The following is a 22824-nucleotide window of genomic DNA, read 5'->3' on the forward strand; positions in this document are numbered from 1 at the left end:
GACACAACAGGCGCCGCCGTGGAATTGAGGCCGTGCCTGACGGCGATGACGTGACGGTGGTGGCCATGAGACCGCGCTGACATCAGGCACGAGGCGCGATGTGCCGTGCCCTCCTACTCTACCGCCACCACCTGCAGGGCATCGAACCAAGCCTGTCCGGGGCTGAGCAGGCGCAGTGCCGGGCTCTTGCGCCCACCTGGATCGGCAATGAACTCCACAGAGTACTCTCGCCACCGGGTCGTCAGTTCGTGTTCCGCCTGCGCGCCCTGCACTGTATCCAGGGCGAGGCGGAACCGCTGCCCGTCTCGATCGCCGCGCGCCCAGACCGACAGGCGGTACTTCTGGTCCTTGGCCAGCGTCAGGGGGAAAGGCGCGACGCTGATCCCCCTGTCCTCGGCCGGAGTACACAACCGCAGCGATTGTCGCCCATGCACCGCCGTGCGCGGGTCCACAAACCACGAGGCGGCCGGATCGTTCGAGCTGATGTAGCTTCCATCGGGCGTGCCCACGTTGTGCGCTTCCTCGAAGCTGGGGTTGAGGATCAGGTTGCCCGGGTCCAGCGCCGCGAGATCCGCCGGCGGCGGGTCCACCTGGATCCGGTAGGCGCGGGTCCCGAAGCCGTCGATCATGTCATTCCACTTGCCGTCGCTGATCGGGACTCTCCGGTTCTCAAACAGCACTTCCGCTTCCCCGTCACCAACACCCTCCAGCGCCAGGTCAAGCACCAGCGGCTTGTTCTCCACATTCGCGCAGAGCAGCGTCACCGCGCCGCGTTCCCTGAACGCCGCCACGTGCACCTGGGGCGTCCCGCAGGTCACCTTCGGCGCTTCCTCGGGGGATGCCAGCGCCGGCACCAGCTGCGAGAGTTCCAGCATCAGGCGCCGGACTTCGCTCCACAGGTCGGGATTGTTGGGATTGCTCACAGGCGGCCGGCGAATGAAGGGCTGCACGCCCTTGCAGCCGTGAATCAGCGCGAGGTAGGTCATGACGCGCTCTTCCTGACGGGAGGGCTCACGCCTCCACCACTCCCCGCCGCCAAAGGCCTGGGGCACGATCCACAGGGGCAGCGCATCTTGGGTGTCGCTGCGGATCTGCCGGCAGAAGTCCACCACGTTCGTCACCGGCGCATGGGGGATCGGGTACGGGTCGGTCATGATGATGTCCATGCCCTTCACGTAGCGCGCCGCTGCCTGCGATTGGCAGAAAACCATGGTCACCGGATGGCACGGGTCGAGTTCCTTGATGCGCCGGTACGCCGCCTCGCATTCCTCCGGCGTGGCCCAGCCCAGTTCCGGTTCATCTGCCAGGTAGTAGGCCAGCAAGGCCGGATGGTCCTTGAAGGCCGCGATCTCCTCCTCGAGCCACTGCCACTTCTCATCATCCTGCGGCGCGCGCGATGCCCCGCGAATGTCAAGCTGCACCATTACCCCCACTTCAGCGCAGCGGTCCATCATTTGCCGCAGGTTGTCCCGTTCGTTGCGGCGCTCCGCGATGCCCCCGGGCAGGTAGGGCGCGACAGTGTTGAAGCCCAACGGGGCCTCATGACTTGCGACTGACGACGCGATACCGTAGTCGGTATAGCAGGACTGCGGGCAAAAAGGCAGCCCGCGCACGATCAGAGTGTGGGTCGCGTTGTCAATGATTACCGCATTGGGCTGCGGATCGGCGATGAGCATGTCGCAACTCGCCGACCCCAGTTTCTCATCGCCGCGCCACAGCACTGCCGTGATCGCATTGCGTCCCAGAGACAACGCATCAAGCGCCAAGGGGACGCTGGTGGGCCTTCCTGCGACAACCGGGGCTTCAGCGAGCGCACCTTCAGGCCCCCGGACCTCGATACGCAGGCCGTCGCCGGCTTCTTCAGCGACGCGCACCAGAATCGCGCCCTGCTCCCCGGTCAGATAGGGCAAGCGCCCAGGGGTAATCGTGAGCAATCTCGGCACCTCCACCGGCAGCGGTGGCGACACGTAGATAGCCTGCCCGGCCGCCACGAGTTCGAGGTGGCTCGCGTACCGACCTGGCCCCGGCAGCGCGACGGTCAGATTCGCTTTCACTGGACCGTCAGCAAGGCTGACCGCCTGTTCGTCAATGACCTCTGGCTGCACGCCGTCCAGGACCAGCCGCGCACTCAGAGTCTCAGGACCGCCCTCCAGACGCGCCAGTCTCATGCTGACCTTGAGCTTCTCGCCGATCGCCCGGTCGGGCGCATTCAGTTCGGAGATGCGCACCCCGCCCACATCCAGCGGCGACGGCTCGAAAGCGAACTCCGCTGACAGGGTTCGCTCCACCCCGCGCGGGAAGGCATCGTCACGTCCCAGCCACAGGCTCTGGCGGTGTGCGTAGTCGAAGAGCGTGAGCCCCTGTTCTGCGGCGATGGTCAGCTTTCCGAACAGATTCTCGAACTCCATCCGCGTCATCCCGCCAAAGGGGTTGCTGACGCCGCCGAAGGTCAGGGGAATCTGCCCCTCCGCATTGCCGCCCGGGCCACTTGCACGCCATTTCGCCCCCACAAACCAGCCGGTGGCGGGGCGGCAGATGCAGGTCTCGTAGTTCATCGCCTGGTCCCAGGCGTTCTGCGTGAAGGCATAGGCTATGGTAAAGCGGTCGCCTGGTCCGGCAGTCACCGTCTCGGTCCAGGCGATCTTCGGGTCGGTGCAGGTGATGGTCAGCACCCGCGTCTCTCCCCGGGTTTCGAGGGACGCGGACATGCGATCGGCACCCCAGGCCGACTGGCTCCACGCCCACCCGGGCGGGTAGGCGACCACGGGGCTGAGCGTGCCTTCAAGCATGCTCCTTCCGTCGCAGGTGACCACGAGACCTCGGTCCAGGCTCCAGCGCAGAGTCAGATGATCCAGGGGGATTTCCACAGGAGACGTGTCAGCCCAGGAAGGCAGGGCAGTGAGTGCGAGGAGGAAGAGAAGGCAGATTCTGCGCACCATGGCAGGCTCCCTTGCGAACACTGACAGGTTGGTGACACACCGGGACCATTTCGTCCCGCAGCGCCGCAACCCCTCCGCACAACCGCGTTCGGAGATAGAGGGTTCCTGGTCACCTGGCGCTTGCTTGACGGGCGACCTCTTCCGGACTCAGGGCGCGAGCGTACAGCATGAACTCCGCCACGCGTCCCGGGAGACATTCATTGCCGGCGTACAGCGGATTGCAGCCCACACCCACGGCGGCGCTCTGCGTGAAGGGACCGGTGGAGGCGCAGGCTGTGTTTCCGGCCAGTTGCCCGTCCAGATAGAGCATTAGGCTGCCCTCCTGTCTGACCGCGGCCACGTGATACCAGCGGCCCAACTCCACCGGGACACCCGCCATGGGCTGCGTCCAGATCCCCTCGATTCGCGCGACCACCTTGCCATCATCGATGGTGATCCGCAGCGGGTCATCTCCGCCTTGGCACCATCCGCTGACCACCTGGGCGATGCGGCCCTGGGGGTATTCCTCCAGGTAGAACCATGCGGAGGCGCTGTAGTCTCCAGTCGGCCAGTACGCAAAACCGTAGATGAGCTTGCTGTCTCGGCCATTGAGGCCGATCGCGCCGGCCGGGTCTCCATCGCGCTCGGCCGGGAGCAGTTTCTCGGCCCGGACGAGTTGACCGAACAGTGGCTCCGGAGCCCCAGTGAGCGGCGCAGCAACCACGGCTCCGTCTTCGCGAACCTTCAGTGGCACCGGAATCGGTATCCCCTGCGTGGGAGCTCCCGCCTCCACAGTCAGTGTCCGCCAGCCGCCTGAGTTCCTTCGCGAAACCCCGTCGCGTTCGCGGACCACCTGCCAGGCATACAGGCCCGGCTGCAGGTCCACCACCTGGTACGGCACGTCGGGGTGACTGGTGTGAACCACCGGACCGCCAGGTTCCCTACTGATGACGAGGGTCTGCCCCACGTCCACGGGCTGTGGCCGGGCAGGCGGTACCCAGGCAAAGAGCAGTTCGCCTGGCGCGAGTCGCGCACCGTCTGCGGGTTCGGTCAGATGGAATACGCCGGGCCCGGCACCAGTTGCCGGGAGCCAACTGCGGTAGGGATTGCCCGCGGCGCCGGCGCTTGCGAAATCGCACAGGACCACGCGCCTGTCAGGGGGGCCCACCTCCACCAGCAGCCACGGACGGGGGCGCCGATCGCCGATTGGCAGGTCGACGGGGTTCAGGGCCCGCATATCCAGAGCCGGCAGCTCGTGCTCGTCCAGCCGGTTGAAGCGCTGGTCCCAGGCAAGGAGCAGCGGCCCCCTGAAGATGCATGCCCGGCCGACACAGGCGCCCTCGCCTCCCTCGGCCCGCAGCGACATGTCGAAACTCAGCTCAATTCGGTCACCCCTGCGCCATTCGCGTCTCAGTGCGAGCCAGCTCCCGGGGTTCACCCCGGCCACAGGCTCGCCATTGAACCTCACGACACTAGACGCGGACCAGCCGGGGATGCGTAGCCGGAGGGAGAATTCTCGAGGTTCGTCGATGTCGATGGTCAGAGTGATTTCACCATCCAGCGGATATCGGGTCTCCTGCTGAATGGCAACAGGCGTTCCGTCCGCCAGACTGACATGCGCTACGCCCGGACCGTAGAAGCAGACGCGCAGCCCCTCTGTATCACGCAAGACGGCCCATTCGCTGAGCACCCCGAGGATCCGGGGCGCGTTCACCGAGCAGCAGTTGAGTTCCGGCGTACCGGGACGCGCCTGAAAGACGATGTCGTGGGCGCTGGCACGGCGGACGCCATCCATCGGCGTGTTGTACGTCCACCATCGCCCCGAGGGGTGCTGTGCGCCGATGCCGCCGTTGTACGTGGACCGCTCAAGCTCGTCAGCGGCAATCACATCGCCGGTGAGTTGCAGCATGTTCGCGCAGATGGCCATCCAGGCAACGGTGCAACAGGTCTCGATAGCCCCGGCGGCATAGGGGTCGCCGACGGCCTGCTCGCCAGTGGAGAATCCGCCGGTGTTGTGTACATCCAGCCGGCGTATGGAATGCCAGAGGTTAGTGAACGCGGTCTTGTAGCGTTCCTCACCGGTGACACGGTACAACTCCACCAGCCCCTGCAGATCGTGCAGGCTCTCCCAGCGGGGTTTCGGGGTGCGGAAGAACGGGATGCCTGCGAGGCCCTGGCGGAGGTAGTCGCCGGCCTGTTCCCAGTCCTTCTCCACCTCGCGCGCCATGCGCAGGTAGCGTTCTTCTCCGGTTACCCTGTACAGCCGCACCAGGCCGGTAAGTATCGCCATGTTCATCTCCGGGCTGCCGGCGTCGACGACCCGCTTGCCGGTGTCCAGGTAGGTCCCGCAGACGCAGTCGCCGATCCCCCGGGCAATTCGCAGGGCATCGACGTCCCCGGTGTCCTGGTGCCAGTCGAGGAGCGCTGTCAGAATGTGGTAATGCCCCCACAAGTCCCACTGACCCAGAAGGCGCTGCTCCTTCGGCCACGGACCGAGGTAACCGTCCTCCGCCTGGCATGCCCCGAGATCAGCGATCATCTGCCGAATGCTCTGATCCAGTTCGGCGCTTTCCACCATGCGACGCGCCTGGATGGCGGCGATGAGATGCTTGCCTGCGAACTCGCCCGACCACGGCAGCAGATCAGGCTCAGGCTTCCGGTCACGACGGCGCATCATCTCAATGATCCCTGGATTGGCCTCGGGCATCGGGAGCAGCCAATTGCGCAGGTTGGCGTCAACGCGCTCTCCCACCACCCCGGCGAAGTCACATCGCGCTCCGGGTGAGGGTTCGCAGGCCATCTCGCCCTGTGCGTTGAGTGAGGCCGCATAGAGGGCAAGAGCGAAGGGGGTGGTGATCAGCATCTTCAGTCACCTCATTGGAGACAGGGATGTCGGTATCACCTGAGCTCCGAATACAGCCCATTGATTACGCGCCGGCGCGACGGACACCTCCCTGCCGGCTCAGGTATTGGCCTTCTCAGGGGCCAGGCGCAGGTGCGGCAGGGGCCCAAGCGGAACCAGTCGCGACAGAGAAATCGACGAAGAGGAACACAGCAATGAGGGTTCTCGTAACCGGAGCAGCCGGCAGACTGGGGCGCAAGCTGGCGAAGGCGTTGGACGCTGAGCATGACCTGGTGCTGACTGACGTGGCACGGCTGGATGATGCGCGTTTTGTCCCACTGGATGTGACTGACCTTGTGGCGGCGCGCACTGCCGTTGCAGGCTGTGACGCTGTCGTCCACATGGCCATTCTCGACTGGCCACCCTGTAGCGCCCGAGAGGCTCTGCGATACGCCCCCGCGTCCATCCAGGTTCACGCCACCGGGACCTGCAACATGCTGCAAGCCGCACTCGAGGGAGACGTGAAGCGCTTCGTGCATATCAGCTCGGTGAGTGCACTGGACGGCCTGCCGGCCGACACCCACGCGGATTCCCAGACCCGGCACTACAGCAACTCCATCTACGGCCTGACCAAGGGGTTTGGCGAGGACATCTGCCGCATGTTCCACTGCAACTTCGGGCTGCCAATTGCGGTCCTGCGGCTGGGGACGATCTACCTGCCTGAGGGCGATGGGGCCTGGATCGGGAACGTGTTCATCCCGGATGTCACGAAGCAGAATCCCCTGGCGCCGGCGTCGTCGCGTGTGCATGCTGATGACGTGGTCCGCGCCATCGCGCTGGCCCTGCATGTTACCGATCCCGCGTACTCGCTTGTGCACATTGTGGGGGCGGATTCTGGAGGTCGCTGGGACTTGGCAGAAGCCAGACTGGACCTGGGCTGGGAGCCCCGATATGCCTTCGGCCCGGACGGCCTGCCGCGCGCACAACAGGGATGAATTGGCGCCACGTTTTCACCCTCGGGAGCATCAGCTGCCCGACCACACAGCCAGGCCGATCAGGCCGCAGGCGACCACCACAATCCCCGCGTCGACGCGCTTCCAAAGGAGCGCGCCCAGCGCCAGGACGGCCAGCAGCGCCTGGGGGAGAGTACCGCAACTGTTGCGCGCAATCGGGACGGCCGCCGCCACGATAAGCCCGACAACCCCGGGACGCACACCTTTGACAAACGCCATCACCCGCTTGTTTCCCTGCAACCGGGAAAGCCGGTTTGAGGCGAGCACGGTCATCACGAAGGAGGGCAGAAAAATGCAGATGGTCGCCAGTGCCGCGGCCACTACCCCCCCCACTTTGTAGCCCACGAAGCTTGCGGTCACCAGTACCGGGCCTGGGGTCATCTGGCCAAGAGCAACGGCATCCACGAACTCCTGCTGGGTGAGCCAATGGTACCTGTCCACCACGTCCGCTTGCATGAGCGGGATCATCACCAGCCCGCCGCCAAACACAAGGGCCCCCACGCGCAGGCAGACCAGGCAAAGCTGAAAGACCTCGTTCACGGCTGGTCCTCCTCATGTTTCGGCCGATAGATAACCAGCCCGGCGAGACCGGCCGCGAGGATGACGATCGCGGGGTTCGCACCGGCTACTGTGGAGACTCCCGCGGCCAGAGCAATCAACAGGCCTGCCCGGTCTGTGACGTTCTTTGCACCCATCCGCCACGCAGTTGCCAGAATTATGGCCAGCACGGCGGGCCCAACCCCCATGAAGAACCCGGCGACTTGGGGGATCCTGCCGTGGGCGAGGTACAACGGCGTCAGCACCAGCATCAGCACGAACGCGGGCAGGATCAGCGCCACGGTGCTCACGATTGCACCCGGCAGACCTCGCAGCCTGAGCCCGATGTGGGTTGCGCAGTCCACCGCCACCGGTCCAGGGAGCACCTGACCGATCGCGACGCCTTCTGCGAAGTCTTCCTCACTCACATCGTGGGACTTCTCCACCAACTGGTGCTGCATGAGCCCGACAAGAGCCATCGGTCCGCCAAATCCGGTGGCGCCGATGCGCAGGAACTTCGCGGCCAGAGTAGTCAATCTCACCCGATGAGACCTCCGCACGCCGGGCAGTCCACGCGGCGCGCAACGGGAATCCGGCACATCTCCACATCCCACACATCCACCTGAACCAGATCCTCTACCGTGTCGCAGTCGCAGCCCGCAAGTATCTTCAGTGCCGCCGCAACCTGCAGCGAGGCGATTATATTCACCACCGGCGCGATCACACCTGCCGTAGCGGCCGTCTCGCTGGAATCGCGGTCCGGCTCAGTGCAGTAAAGGCAGCACAGGCACGCGTCTCGCCCGGGGCGGATCACCTTGGTCAGCCCGTAGGAGCCGGACACAGCCCCGTAGATGAAGGGGATGTCGGCCTCGCAGGCTGCCCGGTTCAGGGCGAACTTGGCCGCGAAGTTGTCCACTCCGTCGATGATCAGATCCGTGCCAGCGGCCAGTTCGGCGACATTGTCCGAGTCGAGGCGCGCGACAATGGGCTCGATAGCCACCCGGGAGTTGCAGGCTCGGAGCTTCTCTGCAGCCGCATGGACCTTGGGTTGCCCCGCGGCGACATCGGTCTCGTCATAGAGCGACTGTCTCTGAAGGTTGGATAGTTCAACGGTGTCGTGATCGACCAGGCGCACAGACACCCCGGCGCGAACCAGCATGCCGGCCGCGTTGGTGCCAAGCGCGCCCACTCCGGCCACCAGTACAAGCTTGCCACACAGCCCTGCCTGCCCAGCCTCGCCTACCGGCCCGAACAGTATCTGCCGTTCATACCGTTCCATGCCCTGCATTAGCGCCATACGATCCTTCGCCTTTCTTGCCCCGCGAAGCCCATTTACGCCCCAGCGACCGGGGGCACTATTGACACCACGGCGCCGTCCCGCAGTGGCGTGGCAAGACCATCAAGATCGTGGATATCTCGTCCGTCCACGAAAACGCGGACGAAAGACTTCAGTTCACCGGCTTCGTCATACAGCGAGCCCTGCACACCCGGGAATGCGGCCACCAGCTCCATCAAGGCGTCGTTTACGCTGCCGGCGGCAGTCGTGAGGGTCTTCTGGTGGTTCGTGTGCCTGCGCAATGGAGTGGGCAGTTTGATGACTGCGGGCATGGGTGGACCTCCGCTTCAGCTTGCGTCGCCGCAGACGGGGCAGTCCCGGCGGCGGTGGATGGAGTAGACGTCGAAACTCATATCCTCCCCGTCGTACACGAGGAGCCTTCCGGTGAGTGGCTCGCCGTACCCGGTGAGAACCTTCACGGCCTCCAGCGCCGTCAGTGCTCCGAGGCTTCCCGACAGGGCTCCCAGCACACCAAAGCCCATGGGGTCCCACCAGTCCGGAACTTCCGGCACGAGGCACTCCAGGCAGGGCGTGTCGGGCGGCACGATGGCGGTGATCTGCGCTTCCATGCCGTTCATGCCGCTGTCGATCATAGGCTTGCCTTGTCGCCAGCATTCTCGGTTGAGGATCAGGCGTTCGGTGAAATCCGGCGACGTGTCGCAGACGATGTCCACCTGGGACACCCAATCTGCGGCGTTCTCCTCGCTTGCGTTGGCAGCATACGCCACGACTTCAAGGTCCGGGTTGAAGCGCAGCAGCGTCTCCTGAGCCTGGGGGGCCCTCGGTTTGCCAATGCCGTCGCCTCGCATGAGAATCTGGCGGTTCAGATTCGATGGCGTCAGGTCTCCTGCGTGGGCGATGACGAGCTTCCCGATGCCCGCCGCCGCAAGCCAGATCGCAGTCGGGCCACCCAAACCGCCCAGGCGTGTCACCAGAGCCGACGAGTTGCGAAGCTTCGCCTGGGCCTCCACCCCAAACCCTGGAATCTGAATCTGCCGCTTGTACTTCTCCAACTCGAACTCGGTCAGTTCGAACAAAACGATACACTCCCGTCTTCAGCAGCGGTTCGGGCGCTAATCCGGTGCGTGCGAGGGCCTGCTCAAGAGCCCCCACTGAGCCGCACCGAAGGCGAACACGGAGAACACCAGCATGATCAACGCAAGACCCACCGCGGTGTCTACGTCGGACTGCATCAGGCTGAAGATCGCCAGCGGGGCGGTCTGTGTGCGCCCCGGGAAGCTTCCGGCGAACAGCACCGTCGCGCCGAACTCGCCCATCGCCCGGGCCCAGCAGGTGAGAATGCCGGCAAGGATGCCGCTTCTCGCAAGTGGCAGGGTCACCAGCCGGTAGGTCGCCAGGCGACTGTAGCCGAGGGTCCACGCGGCTTCCTCAAGGGAGCGTGGGACCTGCTCGATGGCGGCCTTCGCGATGCGCACCAGAAAGGGCGAAGACACCACGAATTGGGCGATCACGACAGCGGGGAAGGTGAATGAGAGCGGATGCCCGGCGTCAGCCAGGAAATGCCCCAGTATCCCGCGCCGACCCCAGACGAGTATCAGCGCGACACCCATCACGAGCGGCGGCAAGGCGATGGGCAACTCGATCAGCGAGTTCATCAATCGCTTGCCCCGGAAATGAACGCGCGCCAGGCAGAGGGCCGTAGGCAGCCCGAGCAGGATCGCAAAGCCGGTGGACAACACGCTGGCCTGCAAGGTCAGGGCCAACGTTCGCCGGAATTCTTCGATTGCCTCGGGACTAAGGAGGCGCTGCAGCGGGGCGTAGAAGAACAGGCCGGCAAGGGGGCCGACCGCGAGAACCACATACAGCGTCGCGATGCCAACAAGCAGGACCCCGGCCAGGCCTCGATCCAGATGCACGGTGTGTTCGGCAAAGGTAGATATCAGCGTCCGTCTGGCCGGAGACGAGGACAGCTCAAGCTGCTCTGCCCCGCTCTCCCAGTCTCGTTCCGCGCTTCCGATGAGGGCATCCTCCATGCTCTACTGCGGCTCCTGTCGGTGTACCGTATAGCCGTGCTCCTTGAAACTGCTCTGCGCTTCCTCTGCAGTCAGGAACTCAATGAAGGCCTTCGCAGCTTCCGGCTGCTTCGACCATTTGATCACAGCGGCGGGGATGTTCCGGGGCCGGGCGATTCCGGCCGGCAGGGCTACACCCTCCACCTTCTCGGGGTACTGGCGGGGCCAGGCGTCCCACCCGATCACCGCGTCTGCCTCGCCGAGCAGGAGCGTATTCAACACGTCTTCGCAATTGCCGGCGTAGGACACGATGCGCGGCTCGACCTTGTCCCAGAGCCCCTCTGCCTGGAGCATCTGCTGTGCGATGTCGCCGAGGCACACCGCCTTGATGTCCCCGATGACTACTCGCAGGCCATCCCGCGCGAGGTCTTCCAGTCCCTGGATGTCCTTCGGATTCCCCTTCGCCACGCAGATCGTGGGCACGAGATCAACCAGTGGCGTGCGGGTATCCTTCAGCACTGCGCCCTTCGCTTCGGCTTTGTCCATAAAGTCATCCGAGCCCGGGATGTATACGTCTCCGTACTGCTCCTGCGTGAACTGGGTCAGCACAGCACCGGACCCGCCGAAAGTGATGTCGACCTTGACGCCAGAACGCGCCTCGTAGACGCTGGCGAGTTGCTCCAGCGCGGGCTTCGAAGCGGCACCAGCGAAAACCGTGATTGCGTCGGCCGGGCGCTGCATATCTGCGGGGTCGGCGTGCTCAGGCGCGGCTGCAATCACCCGCTCTGCACTCTCCCGGGGAGCCTGACAACCACCGAGCACCGCAATGCCCAGTAGTGAGATTGCTGTGACGACAAGGGCGAGTCGGGCGCGTACCAATGGGGTCCTCCGATCGACACGATCGCGCGCTGTTTGCCCGGTCTGCTGTTGCCGGCTGCCGCGCGGCCTTGCACAGAGAAGTGCGAGCCCTGTCCGCGGCTGCAACAGGTACCGATCCGAAGCGTCCGCGGCGAACCCTGGTCTAATTCCTACTGTAATAATAGGGATTAGCAACGTGCAATGAGGGAAGGAAACAGGAAGAATAGCGCAAGATCACCGTCCGCCCCGGCCGTCCGAACAGACCTGTGCAGTCATAACTGCGCAACCCTGGGCGTCTGCGCATTTCCTACCGCCCGCGCGCGATGGCAAGAAGCAAATCGCCTGCAGACAAGAATGACTTCGGCCAGTGCAAACGTCTTTCGCGCATGCCCGACTGTGCGCTATTATTCCACTGGCGCATATCATGAGGATCCGTACTCGCATCGGCGCTGTACTCAAGTCCTCGTGCCCAAGAGGTCGGATCCCGTCGCAGTCTGGGGGACGCATGCCATGAAAGCTTCTGGCGGATGGGTACTCTTAGCCTCAGCTCTTCTCCTGTCCCAGGTTCAGGCGCAGATCGTTGACGACTTCTCCCAGGGGGGGTGGCGGCTGTTTGAGTCCACCCCGGGGACCATCAAAGCGGAGGCGGGAAGCCTGTATCTGCAGGATGCCGACGGGGAGCCGGCGTGGGTCACTGCAAGCAAGGTGTTCACTGTCGACGTCGACAAGACGCCGTTTTTCGTGGTCGAGGTCGCATCCATCTCGGATGGCGGAACGGTCAAGTTGATCCGGCGCGATCCCTATGACAAGCGGGTCTCGGTTGAGATGGACAGGCCCGGGCTGTATGCGGTGGACATGCGCAGCCAGTATGGGTGGACAGGATCAATTGACATCGAGACATGCCTCTATGCCAATGGTGACGGAGAGAACATTACCTACAGGTACGTAAAGTTCGCAGAGAAGCTGACTGAGGCCGAGCAGGCGCTCATCAAAGAGCGGGAAGCCGGCCCGAACGTCAGGCTTGAGGTGCCCCCGTTCGCCGTGGTACCGCTTTTCAATGCCTGTTCCGTGTACTTCACCAGTCCCAGGCTGGATTCGCTGCAGATGCGGTTCCGCGAGAAGGGCGGCCAATGGCAGCCGGCATTTCCCCCCGCCTACTTTCAAGAAGACGGCATGTACCGTGGCAGTATCGTCAATCTGGCGGAGAACACCACGTACGAACTGGAGCTTTCCGACGGCGAGGGGAACATCCTGGCCAACACCAACTTCACCACGTGGAGTTCCGATGTGCCCATCGCGAAAACGGTGGTGCTGGACGAGGCCAGCTTCGACGGGCACCTGGTGATCACCGACGCGGGATCGCGCGACGGCTGGATCCGGTACACAGCGCGTGAGGGCTTTGTGTTGCGCAATGACCGGCAGGGCCCGCTCATTGAACTCAGGAGAGCAAAGCATGTCATTCTGGACGGCCTGACGTTGCGCGGGGGACTGAAGGAGGCCATCGCCATCGACAAATGCGAGCACGTCCGCATCGCCAACTGCGACATCGCGGGCTGGGGCAGGATCGGTACGCAGCGGTTCGACCTGGACGGCAAGTTCTACACGCAAGCCGGCGAGGCGATCAACTGGGACAGCGCTATCCTCGTCCGCAAGAGCCTCGGCACGGTGGTGGAGCGCTGCTACATCCACGACCCGGTGAACACCGCCAACCCCTGGTACTGCTCGCATCCCGCAGGCCCGCAGGCAGTGGGCATCGACAAGCCTCAGTCTACGGTCATTCGCTATAACGACTTCATCGGCAGCGACCTGCACCGGTGGAACGACGCGATCGAGGGCGCTGGCAATTTCGACCTGAATGGCGGCTTCAACCGGGACGCCGACATCTACGGGAACTTCATGTGCTTCGCTAATGACGACGCCCTCGAGATAGACGGGGGGCAGACCAACGTCCGGGTCTTCCGCAACAGGTTCGAAGGTTGCCTGTGCGGCGTCAGCATCCAGGGGTGCATGTCCAGCCCGTCATACGTATTCCAGAACCTGCTGGTGAACATGGGCGACGAGCGCGGGGTGGGCGGACAGACGATTAAGACCTCCTCTTATGCAAACGGCCCCAGCGCTGTCTCCTTCATCTTCAACAATACGTGCTATGGCGATTCCGGAGACCTCAACCTGCCGGGCAACTTGCGCATTGTCGCGAAGAACAACATTTTCGCCGGAAGGTCTGCCGTGACCGGCCGCAAGCGTTCGCCACAGTCGGAGATCGACTACAACCTGCTGTCCACCGAAGAGGATGTGCGCGACCCCAACAGCATCCACGGCGAACCCGGCTTCACGGACGCCGAAGCGGGCTTGTACGAGCCGACAGGCACATCGAAGGCCGTGGGCAGCGGCACGGAAATACCCAACTTTGCGCCCTCGGCAGACGGCAAAGTGGACATGGGTGCCATTGCTGCCGGTTCCGGCGCGACGCTACCCGAGCGCCCGATCCCTGTGCGGCTGGACCGATACCACCTCCGCTTCTCACCGGATGAAGTACGGGCGGGTAGCACGAAGACCATTGTGACCACGGTGGAAGACCGAGACTTCTCCAGCCCCTTCCGCATCGCCAAGAACGATGCATTCGACTGGTTCGCCGTGACACCGGAGAAAGGCGTCCTGCAGTCCGGGCAGACGGTGCAGCTCTCCGTAACCCTCATCCCGGACAGGATGCAAGCGCGGAAGGTGTACCGGGGAGCTTTCCTCATCAGGCTCCCCAACGGCTTCTCCCGCCCGGTCACGGTGTACGCGAAGACCGACTTTGTGCCTCCTGTCAAGCCGGACAGCAAAGGTGGGGTGCATTCCGCGAGAGTAGGTGGGTTTTGGGGCGGATATGGCAGGAGCCGTCCTCTTGGAGCGAGAATGGAGTTGCGCTCACAAACACCAGTCTCACGGGAGGACGGCCCACATGTCTATTAGCCAGCAGAGCCGCGCAGACCTTCAGTCGCGTATCAGAGAATGGGTGGACCAGCAGGCGTCCGCGGGGGACGTGACGGAGTTGGAGGAGTTCGCTTTGGAAGTCAGCCAGTGTGTGGGGCAGGCGGTGGTGGAGCATGGTCTGAGCCGTGTGGACCCGACAATGGGCTATCGCAAGAGCAGCATTCCATGCGACTGTGGTCGCAAGGCGCGGTTCGTCAATTACCGCGAGCGGACGCTTGGGACGATCTATGGGCCGGTTGTCGTGAAGCGGGCTTACTACCACTGTAAGCACTGCCGAAGGGGTCATGTGCCGTGGGACCGTGATCAGGGGATTAGCACGTTGATGTGGAGCCCGATGGCGAAGTGTCTTGTGGCAGAGACGATTGGTCGGCTGACGTATGGCGAAGGGGTATCGTTGCTGAAGCGGCTGCTTGGCTTCTGCATCGAAGAGAGCGGTTCGGAGCGGGTGATGGATGAAGTGGGCGGGCGTCTGCGCGGGGAGGATGCGGAGTTGATGCAAAGCTACGATGTGGAGCAGATCTCGCCGCTGGTGCAAGACGCCCCACAGCGGCTGTACGTGAGCATGGACGGCGCCAGCGCGCACATTGACGGGGCGTTCCATGAGGTCAAAACGGGGGTGGTGTATGAAGGCCTTACGGGCACGGACGGGATCGATAAGGCGCGCAATATGCGCTACGTGGCGGCCCAGGAGCCTGCGGAGAAATTCGGCCATCGGCTGTACGTGGCGGCGGCCCAGTCGGGGGTCGCCCAGGCTTCGACAGTGGTGGTGATCGGCGACGGGGCGGAGTGGATCTGGAACCTGTCGGCGCACCACTATCCGGGGGCGATTGAGATCGTGGACTATTGGCACGCGTGCGAGCACATCCACGCGCTGGCGAAAGACTACTATGGTGAGGGGGATCTGAATGGCAAACGGTGGGCCAATGACCATTGCCGGTGGCTCAAACAGCGCGGTCCGGGGACTTTGCTGCGGGCTTTGAAACGGATGCAACCGAAGACCGATGCCCAGCGCGAGGCAGTCGCCCGCGAGACACGATACTTCACGAACAACCACCAGCGCATGCAGTACGCCCGTTACCGGGCGGCGGGGTTGATGATTGGCAGCGGGCCGGTGGAGGCGGGCTGTAAGACGGTAGTGGGCGCACGTCTGAAGCGCAGCGGAATGCGCTGGTCGGGCCGAGGTGCCGACGCGGTGCTGGCGGTGCGCTGTGCCCTGCTAAGCGGAGAGCAAAATCGAGTCCTTCGTGTGGCCAAAGCAGCATGAAACGTGAATCTACCTACAAAACTGAGTCGCACCCCGCGATCAGTCGCGACGCGCGGGCATCAGTCTATGCTCCACAGAGACGGGTCCTCCAACTGCGCCATGGTCAGCAGCTTCACGTGGCCGTCAGCAAAGCAGACCTGGCACTTCCCGTGGTGGTACATGCACTCATCTATCAGGGGGTGAGCGGCAGCTCCGAGTGCGGGGATGTTCAAGCGCTCGCCTTCCTCGTTCGGCACCTGTCCGTCCAGAAGCATGAGAGTGCGGGACGGGTCCATGCAGGCATCAAGGGCCCCCGGGGTCACGAAGGTCATCTCGCTGTTCACGCGGTAGGTGGGCAGGTACGGCGGCGCATCGGGACAGTACAGCACCCTCTCGTTGCGCAGGTAGGGGTACACCAGGTCCCACCAGACGATATCCAGTTGCCCCTGCCACTCCGTGGAAAAGCGCCCGCCGGGCATCTTGGTGGTCGCCGGGGGCAGCATGCCGTCCCAGTCGTCCGCGTACATGAACAGCGAGACGCCCACCTGGCGGATGTTCGAGGCGCAGGTCGCCTGCCGGGCCTTGGCGCGCGCGGCGCTGAACACAGGAAACAACAGCGCGGCCAGCACACTGATGATGGCGATGACCACCAGCAACTCGATCAGCATGAAAGCCGCGCGTCCGCGCAGGCGCCTGCTAGAGGCCGCGGAGCACGCCGTTCGTCGACGGTACATTGACGACCACCGCCAGACTCGGCACCGGGACCCATGCAGCTTCGGTCCGGCGCCATCCCGAGTTGTGCCAGCCCGTGACCTTGATCTCAGGCGCGCGCCCCCAGTCGGGTTCGAACGAGAGTGGGCGCTTTCCGGATTCCTCGCGCACCTTCGCCACGACCATAGCCGCGACCTCATCCGGGAGTTCACGGAACGCTATCTCGGCCACGAAGCCCCGACTGCGCAGTATGGCCCATTGTTGGGCGCAGAACAGCGGAACGACAGCGTTCCTGAACCCCAACCTGAGTTCCTCGCCCGAGAGACCGGACAGCTCCGGTCTCGCGTCTATGAGCCGCATCGCTGCGTCGAGGCGTCGATACGAGCCGAGAGTAAGTCGCAGGAAGACTCCGGCATAGTCGCCGGTCGCGCCCAATGCCCCTGCGAACGCCCCGAGGAACCGCCGGTTGTCAGGGGCGGACAGATACCCCGCAACCCGCCATGGCGCCAGCTCAGGGTGGGGAAAGACCACCGATCCGGCCAGCGCGCCGGCTTCTCGCGCACCAGCCAAGGCCTGGGACACATCAACTGGCGTGGCGAAACGCATGGGCTTCCCTACGTCGCCTGCCGCCTGTTCGGGCATCGGTTCGGGCGCCGGTTCCCCGCGCTCCTGGGCCGGAAGCATGGCAGGCCAGCAGACGATGGTGGACTCCACTACGCCCCAGTCATAGCCGAAGGCATCGTGCAGTCTGTCAAGGACAGTCCATACCGGCTCCGCGTTAGCCGTCAAACGGGCTTCGCGTAGTTCCGCGCCGGGGGCGACGCTCAACATCCAGTCGCGCTCCGCGCTTTCTGCGATCCGCGCGACGATGTCAACGACAGTGCCTGTGGCGTCGATCGACACCTCTGCATCGAGAAGTGCGCGCGCGGGAACGACGTCCGGCGGCCAGAGCAACGCGTGAACGGGAAAACCGTTTGGTGGGAGAACATCGGCAGACTGGCACCATGCGCCGGAGTCTGCCATACATGCCACTAGCGCCGCTGTTACCGCAAACCGCAGCATGTGTGCGCCCATGGCGGCGTGTCACCTCCTGCATTGGCTCCGGGTGGGGACGATCTAGGGCCCGTCCCCGCCCCTGAATAGGTCCAATAGCCGCTCCGGCGTTCCGGCGAGAGCCTGTTACCCGCCACCCATCATTCCCTGAACGGTTATGTCCGCCTGCGCCCCCTGGCCAGCGGTCACAGTGACATTCGTCTCACCGCCCATCATGGCATCAGTCTTGGCGACGTACCCACCGGGCCAGACCATGCGGATCTGGTACGTCCCTCCGTTGTCGGTGTCGGCCGCGTACCCGGTGGGCTGTCCGTACTGGTAGAGTTCGACGTGTGCGGAGATCCCTTCGCCGCCGGGCCCCTTCACGGTGCCGTACACCCAGCCGCGGCAGGGCGTGACTTCCACTGGCTTCGAATAGGGGCCCACCTCGTCATCGTTGCGGCTCCCCTCGTCGGCGGGCATGTGCATCCCCTGATCGTCGAACCACCAGCGATCCACGGCCTGGAAAGCTACGGACTCCACCCAAGGGAAGGCGCACCCGACGAACTGGTATGTGTAGGTGCCCGTGACACCGTCTGTGCCGATCAGGTACACACTCCAGCCCCAGCCTCCCTGGCAACTCTCGATCAGGGGTTTGCCGTCCGCACTCACCCACCAACTGGGGTCAATGAAGACCCCGTGCCCCGTCGGCTCCCCTTCTTCCATGATGTCCGCGCTGTCCTTGTCAGTCGACGTGACCAGGTAGTTGAGAGTCTGTCCCCCCGCAATGGTCACGTATCCGCCGACAGTGGCCGCCAATGGGTTCGGACTGGGCCACCACTTCATGTAGGTCTCCGCATACGCCATACTCGCAACCAACAGCACAACCAGAACTCCTACGCTGACTCGGTACATTCCTCTCACCTCTCGCGCCGTGTATGTGGTCAGCAGGTACGACTGTCAGGCGGTGGCTGTGAGGAGGTCGTCCGGCAGGGGGTGCGCGGGGGGGGGGGGGCGACTCGCACCGGCAGGAATCCGTGCCGGGTGCGCTCTTCCGGGCGGGTGTGAACCTGGATCCTGGACCTGAGGGTAATCACTGCGCTTCCCCTCCCCGACCCATTCTCGACGTTGCGAGACGGACCACTTGTGTCAATTATACGAATGGGAGGGGCAAAGTCAAGGCCGTTGTGCGGCCGACCGGTCGGGCCACATGCAAAGCGGCCGTCCCGATGTCTCAGGACGGCCGCTCGTGTTCGCTTCGGTCTGTTGCCGGGCTCTAGCCCAGGTTGTACCACGCCGACAGGCCCGGGTAGATGGCCACGGAACCAAGCTGCTCCTCGATGCGGAGAAGCTCGTTGTACTTGGCGACCCGGTCCATGCGCGACGGCGCGCCGGTCTTGATCTGCCCGGCGTTGGTCCCCACCACGATGTGTGAGATGGTGGTGTCGTCGGTCTCGCCGCTGCGGTGGGATACCACGGCGGTCATCTGCGCGCGCTTGGCCATCTCGATGGCATCCAGCGTCTCGGTGAGCGAGCCGATCTGGTTGACCTTGATCAGGATCGAGTTGATGGCCTTTTCGTCGATGGCGCGCTTCAGGTACTTGGTGTTGGTGACGGTGAGGTCGTCGCCGACGATCTGCACGCGGTCGCCGATGGCGGCGCGCAGCTTCGGCCAGCTCTCCCAGTCATTCTCATCCAGGCCGTCTTCGATGGAAATGATCGGATAGTTGTCCACAAGAGCCGAATAGTAACCGATCATCTCGTCGGAGGTGAGTTCGCGGCCCTCGCCGGACAGCACGTAGCGGCCCTTGGAGGAGTCATAGAACGAACTGGCGGCGGGGTCCAGGGCGATGCGGATCTGGTCGCCGGCGGAATACCCGGCCTTCTCGATGGCCTCCATGATCGCCTTCAGGGCGTCCTCGTTGGACTCGAGGTTCGGCGCGAAGCCACCCTCATCGCCCACGCCGGAAGCCAGCCCGCGCTCCTTGAGAACCTTGGCCAGGGCATGGAACACTTCGGCGCCCCAACGCAGGCACTCGGCGAAGCAGCAGGCGCCTACGGGCATGATCATGAACTCTTGCAGGTCCACGTTGTTCGCGGCATGCTGCCCACCATTGAGAATGTTCATCATCGGCACGGGCAAGGTCTTGGCGTTGACGCCACCGATGTACTGGTACACCGGCAGGTCGAAGGCGTCCGCAGCGGCCTTGGCGACGGCCATGGAGACGCCCAGGATCGCGTTGGCGCCGAGATTGGACTTGTTCTCGGTGCCGTCCATCTCGATCATCATCTTGTCGATAGCGACCTGGTCGGTGGCGTCCCAGCCCACGAGTTCAGGCGCGATCTTCTCATTGACATTGGCCACGGCCTTGAGGCGGCCCTTGCCCAGGTAGCGGCTCTTGTCGCCGTCCACCAGTTCCAGCGCCTCGCGCTCGCCGGTGGATGCGCCAGACGGAACCGCTGCGCGTCCCCGTGCGCCACCCGACAGTTCGACATCCACTTCTACGGTGGGATTGCCGCGCGAGTCCATGATCTCGCGGGCGCGAATGCTCTCGATATACGTCATGCTCTCCACCCTCTTCCGGAAGATTCGGAAAAAGGGGCACGGCGGTAGGGACCTCCGTGCCCCCGCGTGACCGGCTGTTACTCGCCGACTGCGCCCTTGTGGCCGCTGGACTTGATCGCAGCCTGAGCCGCGGCAAGCCGAGCGATGGGCACGCGCAGAGGCGAGCAAGAGACATAGTCCAGGCCGACGCTGTGGCAGAACTCCACGGAATGCGGGTCTCCGCCGTGCTCTCCGCAGATTCCGAGCTCCAATTTGGGGTTGGCAGCGCGGCCTTCCTTGCAGGCCATCTCAACGAGCCTGCCAACGCCTTGGACATCCAGGGTCTCGAAGGGGCTGACCTGGAAGATGCGCTTCGCAACGTAGTCGCCGAAGAACTTGCCCTCCACGTCGTCCCGGCTGAACCCGAATGTGGTCTGGGTCAGGTCGTTGGTGCCGAAGCTGAAGAACTGCGCGATGCCGGCGAGCTTGTCGGCGATGAGACACGCGCGCGGAAGCTCAATCATGGTCCCGATCATGTACTCAACTTCGACGCCCTTCTTCGCCATGACTTCCTGCGCCACACGGTTGGTGTATTCGAAGCAGATCTCCAGCTCGCCCTGCAGGCTGACCAGCGGGATCATGACCTCGGGAATCGGGTTGAAGCCCTTCTTCTTCAGCTCGCAAGCGGCCTCGAAGATGGCCCGGACCTGCATCTCGTAGATCTCGGGGAAGGTGACGCCCAGACGGCAGCCGCGGTGACCGAGCATCGGGTTGGACTCGTGCAGGGCCTCGGTCAACTCCACGATCTCCTTGGGCTTGCGGCCCGTGGCGGCGGCAACTTCGGCGACTGCCTCCTTCTCGCGGGGCAGGAACTCATGCAGCGGCGGGTCGAGAAGGCGGATGATGACGGGCTTGCCGTCCATAGCCTTCAAGATTCCCTTGAAGTCCTTGCGCTGGTGCGGAAGGAGTTCCTTGTTTGCGATTTCCCGGCGTTCCTCAGCGCTGCCGGAAAGGATCATCTTGCGGAAGCTGAGGATACGCTTCTCATCGAAGAACATGTGCTCGGTGCGGGTAAGGCCGATGCCCTGCGCACCCAGGGCGATTGCAAGCTCGCTGTCCTCGGGCGTGTCCGCGTTGGTCCGGACGCCGAGGGTCTTGTACTTGTCGGCCCACTCCATCAGGCGCGCGAAGTAGACGAACAGCGGGTCCTTCTGGGCGGCCTTGTTGCCGCGAAGGCCGCGGATGACCACGGACTCCTGGGGCTCGACGTCGCCCAGCATGACCTCACCCGTGCCACCATCGATGGAGATGAAGTCGCCTTCTTTGACGACGACGTCGCCGGCGCTGAACTGCGCCTTGGAGTAGCTGATTTCGATGCCGCTGCAGCCGACAACACAGGGCTTGCCCATCTGGCGACCCACAACGGCGGCGTGGGAGGTCTTCCCGCCGAAGGAGGTCAGAATGCCCTGGGCGGCGGCCATGCCGCGAATGTCCTCGGGGGATGTCTCGTGGCGGACGAGGATCACTCGCTCGCCCTTTGCTGCCCACTCCTCCGCATGGGCAGCGGAGAAGACGACTTTCCCGGCAGCGGCGCCCGGAGAAGCGTCAACGCCCTTGACGATTGGCGCCGGCTTCTTCTTCGGGTCAAACTGCGGGTGAAGGAGCTGGTCGAGCTGGGACGGCGGAACGAGCATCAGAGCCTGGGCTTCGTCAATGAGCCCCTCGTCGTGCAGGTCGCAGGCGATCTTCACGGCCGCCTGCGCGGTCCGCTTGCCATTGCGGGTCTGCAGCATGTACAGCTTGCCCTTCTCGATGGTGAACTCCATGTCCTGGACGTCCTTGTAGAAGGTCTCCAGGCGCTTGCAGATCTCCACGAACTCATCGTAGCAGGCCTTGTCGATGCGCTCGAGCTCGGCGATCGGCACGGGGGTGCGGATGCCGGCGACAACGTCCTCGCCTTGGGCATTCTGCAGGTATTCGCCGTACAGGACCTTCTCGCCGGTCGCAGGATCGCGGGTGAATGCGACGCCGGTGCCTGAGTCGTCGCCCATATTCCCGAAGACCATCATCTGGACGTTGACCGCAGTGCCCCAGTCGTGGGGGATCTTGTTCATGTTGCGGTAGGCGATTGCGCGATCATTGTCCCAGGACTCGAAGACGGCGCGAACCCCCTCAATGAGCTGGTCCTCGGCGTTGGTCGGGAAGTCCTTGCCCACAACCTTCTTGTAGACGGCCTTCTCCGCCTCAACAACCTTCTTCAGACCAGCAGCAGAGACTTCGGTGTCTTCCTTGACGCCTTCTTCTTTCTTGACCTCGGTCAGGCAGTGCTCGAACAGCTCGCGGTCTACGCCCATGACGACGTTGCCGAACATCATAATGAAGCGGCGGTAGGCATCCCAAACGAAACGCTCGTTGCCGGTGAGCTTGATCATGCCCTCTGCTACGGCGTCATTCATGCCGAGGTTCAGAACGGTGTCCATCATGCCCGGCATGGAGTCGCGGGCGCCGGAGCGAACGGAGACGAGGAGCGGGTTGTCGGGGTTGCCGAACTCCTTGCCGGTCTCCTTCTCGAGCTTGGCCTTCGCCTCGAGGATAGCGTTCTTCAGCTCGGGGGTGAACTTGTGGCCCGCCTTCATGAACTCGATGCACTGCTCGGTGGTGACGGTGAAACCCGGCGGCACGGGCAGACCGGCTCTGGTCATGATGTTGAGGTTGGCGCCCTTGCCACCCAACAGGTACTTGAGCATGCCACCCTCGGCCTTGAGCTGCTCCTCAAGGTCCTTCGTATCATCGCTGAACATGTACACGGGCTTGTACTTCGCCATCAACGTTCCTCCCTG

Annotated in this window: 17 protein-coding genes; 3 read left to right on the forward strand and 14 right to left on the reverse strand. The window is 63.9% G+C overall.

What is annotated here, in order from left to right:
• Positions 1 to 113 precede the first annotated feature (113 nt).
• Positions 114 to 2939: a hypothetical protein gene (locus HPY44_14700; protein NSW57261.1), complete on the reverse strand. Its 2826-nt coding sequence runs from the start codon at positions 2937 to 2939 to the stop codon at positions 114 to 116.
• Positions 2940 to 3048: 109 nt separating this feature from the next.
• A complete protein-coding gene (locus tag HPY44_14705; GenBank protein NSW57262.1) occupies positions 3049 to 5781 on the reverse strand; it encodes a glycoside hydrolase family 127 protein in 2733 nt (910 codons plus the stop codon).
• Positions 5782 to 5975: 194 nt separating this feature from the next.
• Here HPY44_14705 and HPY44_14710 point away from each other — a divergent pair, with 194 nt between their 5' ends.
• Positions 5976 to 6755 carry an NAD(P)-dependent oxidoreductase gene (locus HPY44_14710; protein NSW57263.1) on the forward strand — a complete coding sequence of 260 codons (780 nt, stop codon included), beginning with the start codon at positions 5976 to 5978 and terminating at the stop codon, positions 6753 to 6755.
• 30 nt (positions 6756 to 6785) lie between these two features.
• Here HPY44_14710 and HPY44_14715 read toward each other — a convergent pair whose 3' ends face one another.
• Genes HPY44_14715 through modA form a run of 7 tightly spaced genes read right to left on the reverse strand, consistent with a single transcriptional unit; the run spans position 6786 to position 11498 of the window.
• The gene (locus HPY44_14715; GenBank protein NSW57264.1) at positions 6786 to 7313 is read right to left on the reverse strand and encodes a chromate transporter; all 528 of its coding nucleotides are present in this window, start codon (positions 7311 to 7313) and stop codon (positions 6786 to 6788) included.
• The gene (locus tag HPY44_14720; GenBank protein NSW57265.1) at positions 7310 to 7852 is read right to left on the reverse strand and encodes a chromate transporter; all 543 of its coding nucleotides are present in this window, start codon (positions 7850 to 7852) and stop codon (positions 7310 to 7312) included. The genes HPY44_14715 and HPY44_14720 overlap by 4 nt, the downstream gene beginning before the upstream one ends.
• The gene (locus tag HPY44_14725; GenBank protein NSW57266.1) at positions 7849 to 8607 is read right to left on the reverse strand and encodes a ThiF family adenylyltransferase; all 759 of its coding nucleotides are present in this window, start codon (positions 8605 to 8607) and stop codon (positions 7849 to 7851) included. The genes HPY44_14720 and HPY44_14725 overlap by 4 nt, the downstream gene beginning before the upstream one ends.
• Positions 8608 to 8642: 35 nt before the next feature.
• Positions 8643 to 8918, reverse strand: coding sequence for a MoaD/ThiS family protein (locus HPY44_14730; protein ID NSW57267.1), 276 nt, complete (start codon positions 8916 to 8918; stop codon positions 8643 to 8645).
• Between the two features lie 15 nt (positions 8919 to 8933).
• The gene (locus tag HPY44_14735; GenBank protein NSW57268.1) at positions 8934 to 9683 is read right to left on the reverse strand and encodes a HesA/MoeB/ThiF family protein; all 750 of its coding nucleotides are present in this window, start codon (positions 9681 to 9683) and stop codon (positions 8934 to 8936) included.
• Between the two features lie 36 nt (positions 9684 to 9719).
• Positions 9720 to 10640, reverse strand: a complete 921-nt coding sequence (gene modB / locus HPY44_14740; GenBank protein NSW57269.1) for a molybdate ABC transporter permease subunit — start codon at positions 10638 to 10640, stop codon at positions 9720 to 9722.
• 3 nt (positions 10641 to 10643) lie between these two features.
• Positions 10644 to 11498 carry a molybdate ABC transporter substrate-binding protein gene (modA, locus tag HPY44_14745; protein ID NSW57270.1) on the reverse strand — a complete coding sequence of 285 codons (855 nt, stop codon included), beginning with the start codon at positions 11496 to 11498 and terminating at the stop codon, positions 10644 to 10646.
• Positions 11499 to 11987: 489 nt separating this feature from the next.
• Between modA and HPY44_14750 the strand changes: the two genes are divergently transcribed.
• Positions 11988 to 14432 (forward strand): right-handed parallel beta-helix repeat-containing protein, encoded by a 2445-nt coding sequence (locus HPY44_14750; GenBank protein NSW57271.1) that lies wholly within the window; start codon positions 11988 to 11990, stop codon positions 14430 to 14432.
• Positions 14422 to 15717 carry an ISKra4 family transposase gene (locus HPY44_14755; protein ID NSW57272.1) on the forward strand — a complete coding sequence of 432 codons (1296 nt, stop codon included), beginning with the start codon at positions 14422 to 14424 and terminating at the stop codon, positions 15715 to 15717. The genes HPY44_14750 and HPY44_14755 overlap by 11 nt, the downstream gene beginning before the upstream one ends.
• Positions 15718 to 15776: 59 nt before the next feature.
• Here HPY44_14755 and HPY44_14760 read toward each other — a convergent pair whose 3' ends face one another.
• The 5 genes from HPY44_14760 to HPY44_14780 all read right to left on the reverse strand — a co-directional run bounded on the left by HPY44_14760 (position 15777) and on the right by HPY44_14780 (position 22809).
• Positions 15777 to 16364 (reverse strand): DUF1559 domain-containing protein, encoded by a 588-nt coding sequence (locus HPY44_14760; GenBank protein ID NSW57273.1) that lies wholly within the window; start codon positions 16362 to 16364, stop codon positions 15777 to 15779.
• A gap of 28 nt (positions 16365 to 16392) precedes the next feature.
• Complete coding sequence (locus HPY44_14765; GenBank protein ID NSW57274.1) at positions 16393 to 17481, reverse strand: hypothetical protein; 1089 nt, start codon at positions 17479 to 17481, stop codon at positions 16393 to 16395.
• Positions 17482 to 17586: 105 nt separating this feature from the next.
• Positions 17587 to 18354, reverse strand: a complete 768-nt coding sequence (locus HPY44_14770) for a carboxypeptidase regulatory-like domain-containing protein (GenBank protein ID NSW57275.1) — start codon at positions 18352 to 18354, stop codon at positions 17587 to 17589.
• Positions 18355 to 18715: 361 nt separating this feature from the next.
• Entirely contained in the window at positions 18716 to 20005 is a 1290-nt protein-coding gene (eno, locus tag HPY44_14775; protein NSW57276.1) for a phosphopyruvate hydratase, read from the reverse strand.
• Between the two features lie 77 nt (positions 20006 to 20082).
• Positions 20083 to 22809: a pyruvate, phosphate dikinase gene (locus HPY44_14780; protein ID NSW57277.1), complete on the reverse strand. Its 2727-nt coding sequence runs from the start codon at positions 22807 to 22809 to the stop codon at positions 20083 to 20085.
• Between the last annotated feature and the right edge of the window lie 15 nt (positions 22810 to 22824).

This window comes from Armatimonadota bacterium, from assembly GCA_013314775.1.
In the GTDB taxonomy this organism is placed as follows: domain Bacteria; phylum Armatimonadota; class Zipacnadia; order Zipacnadales; family JABUFB01; genus JABUFB01.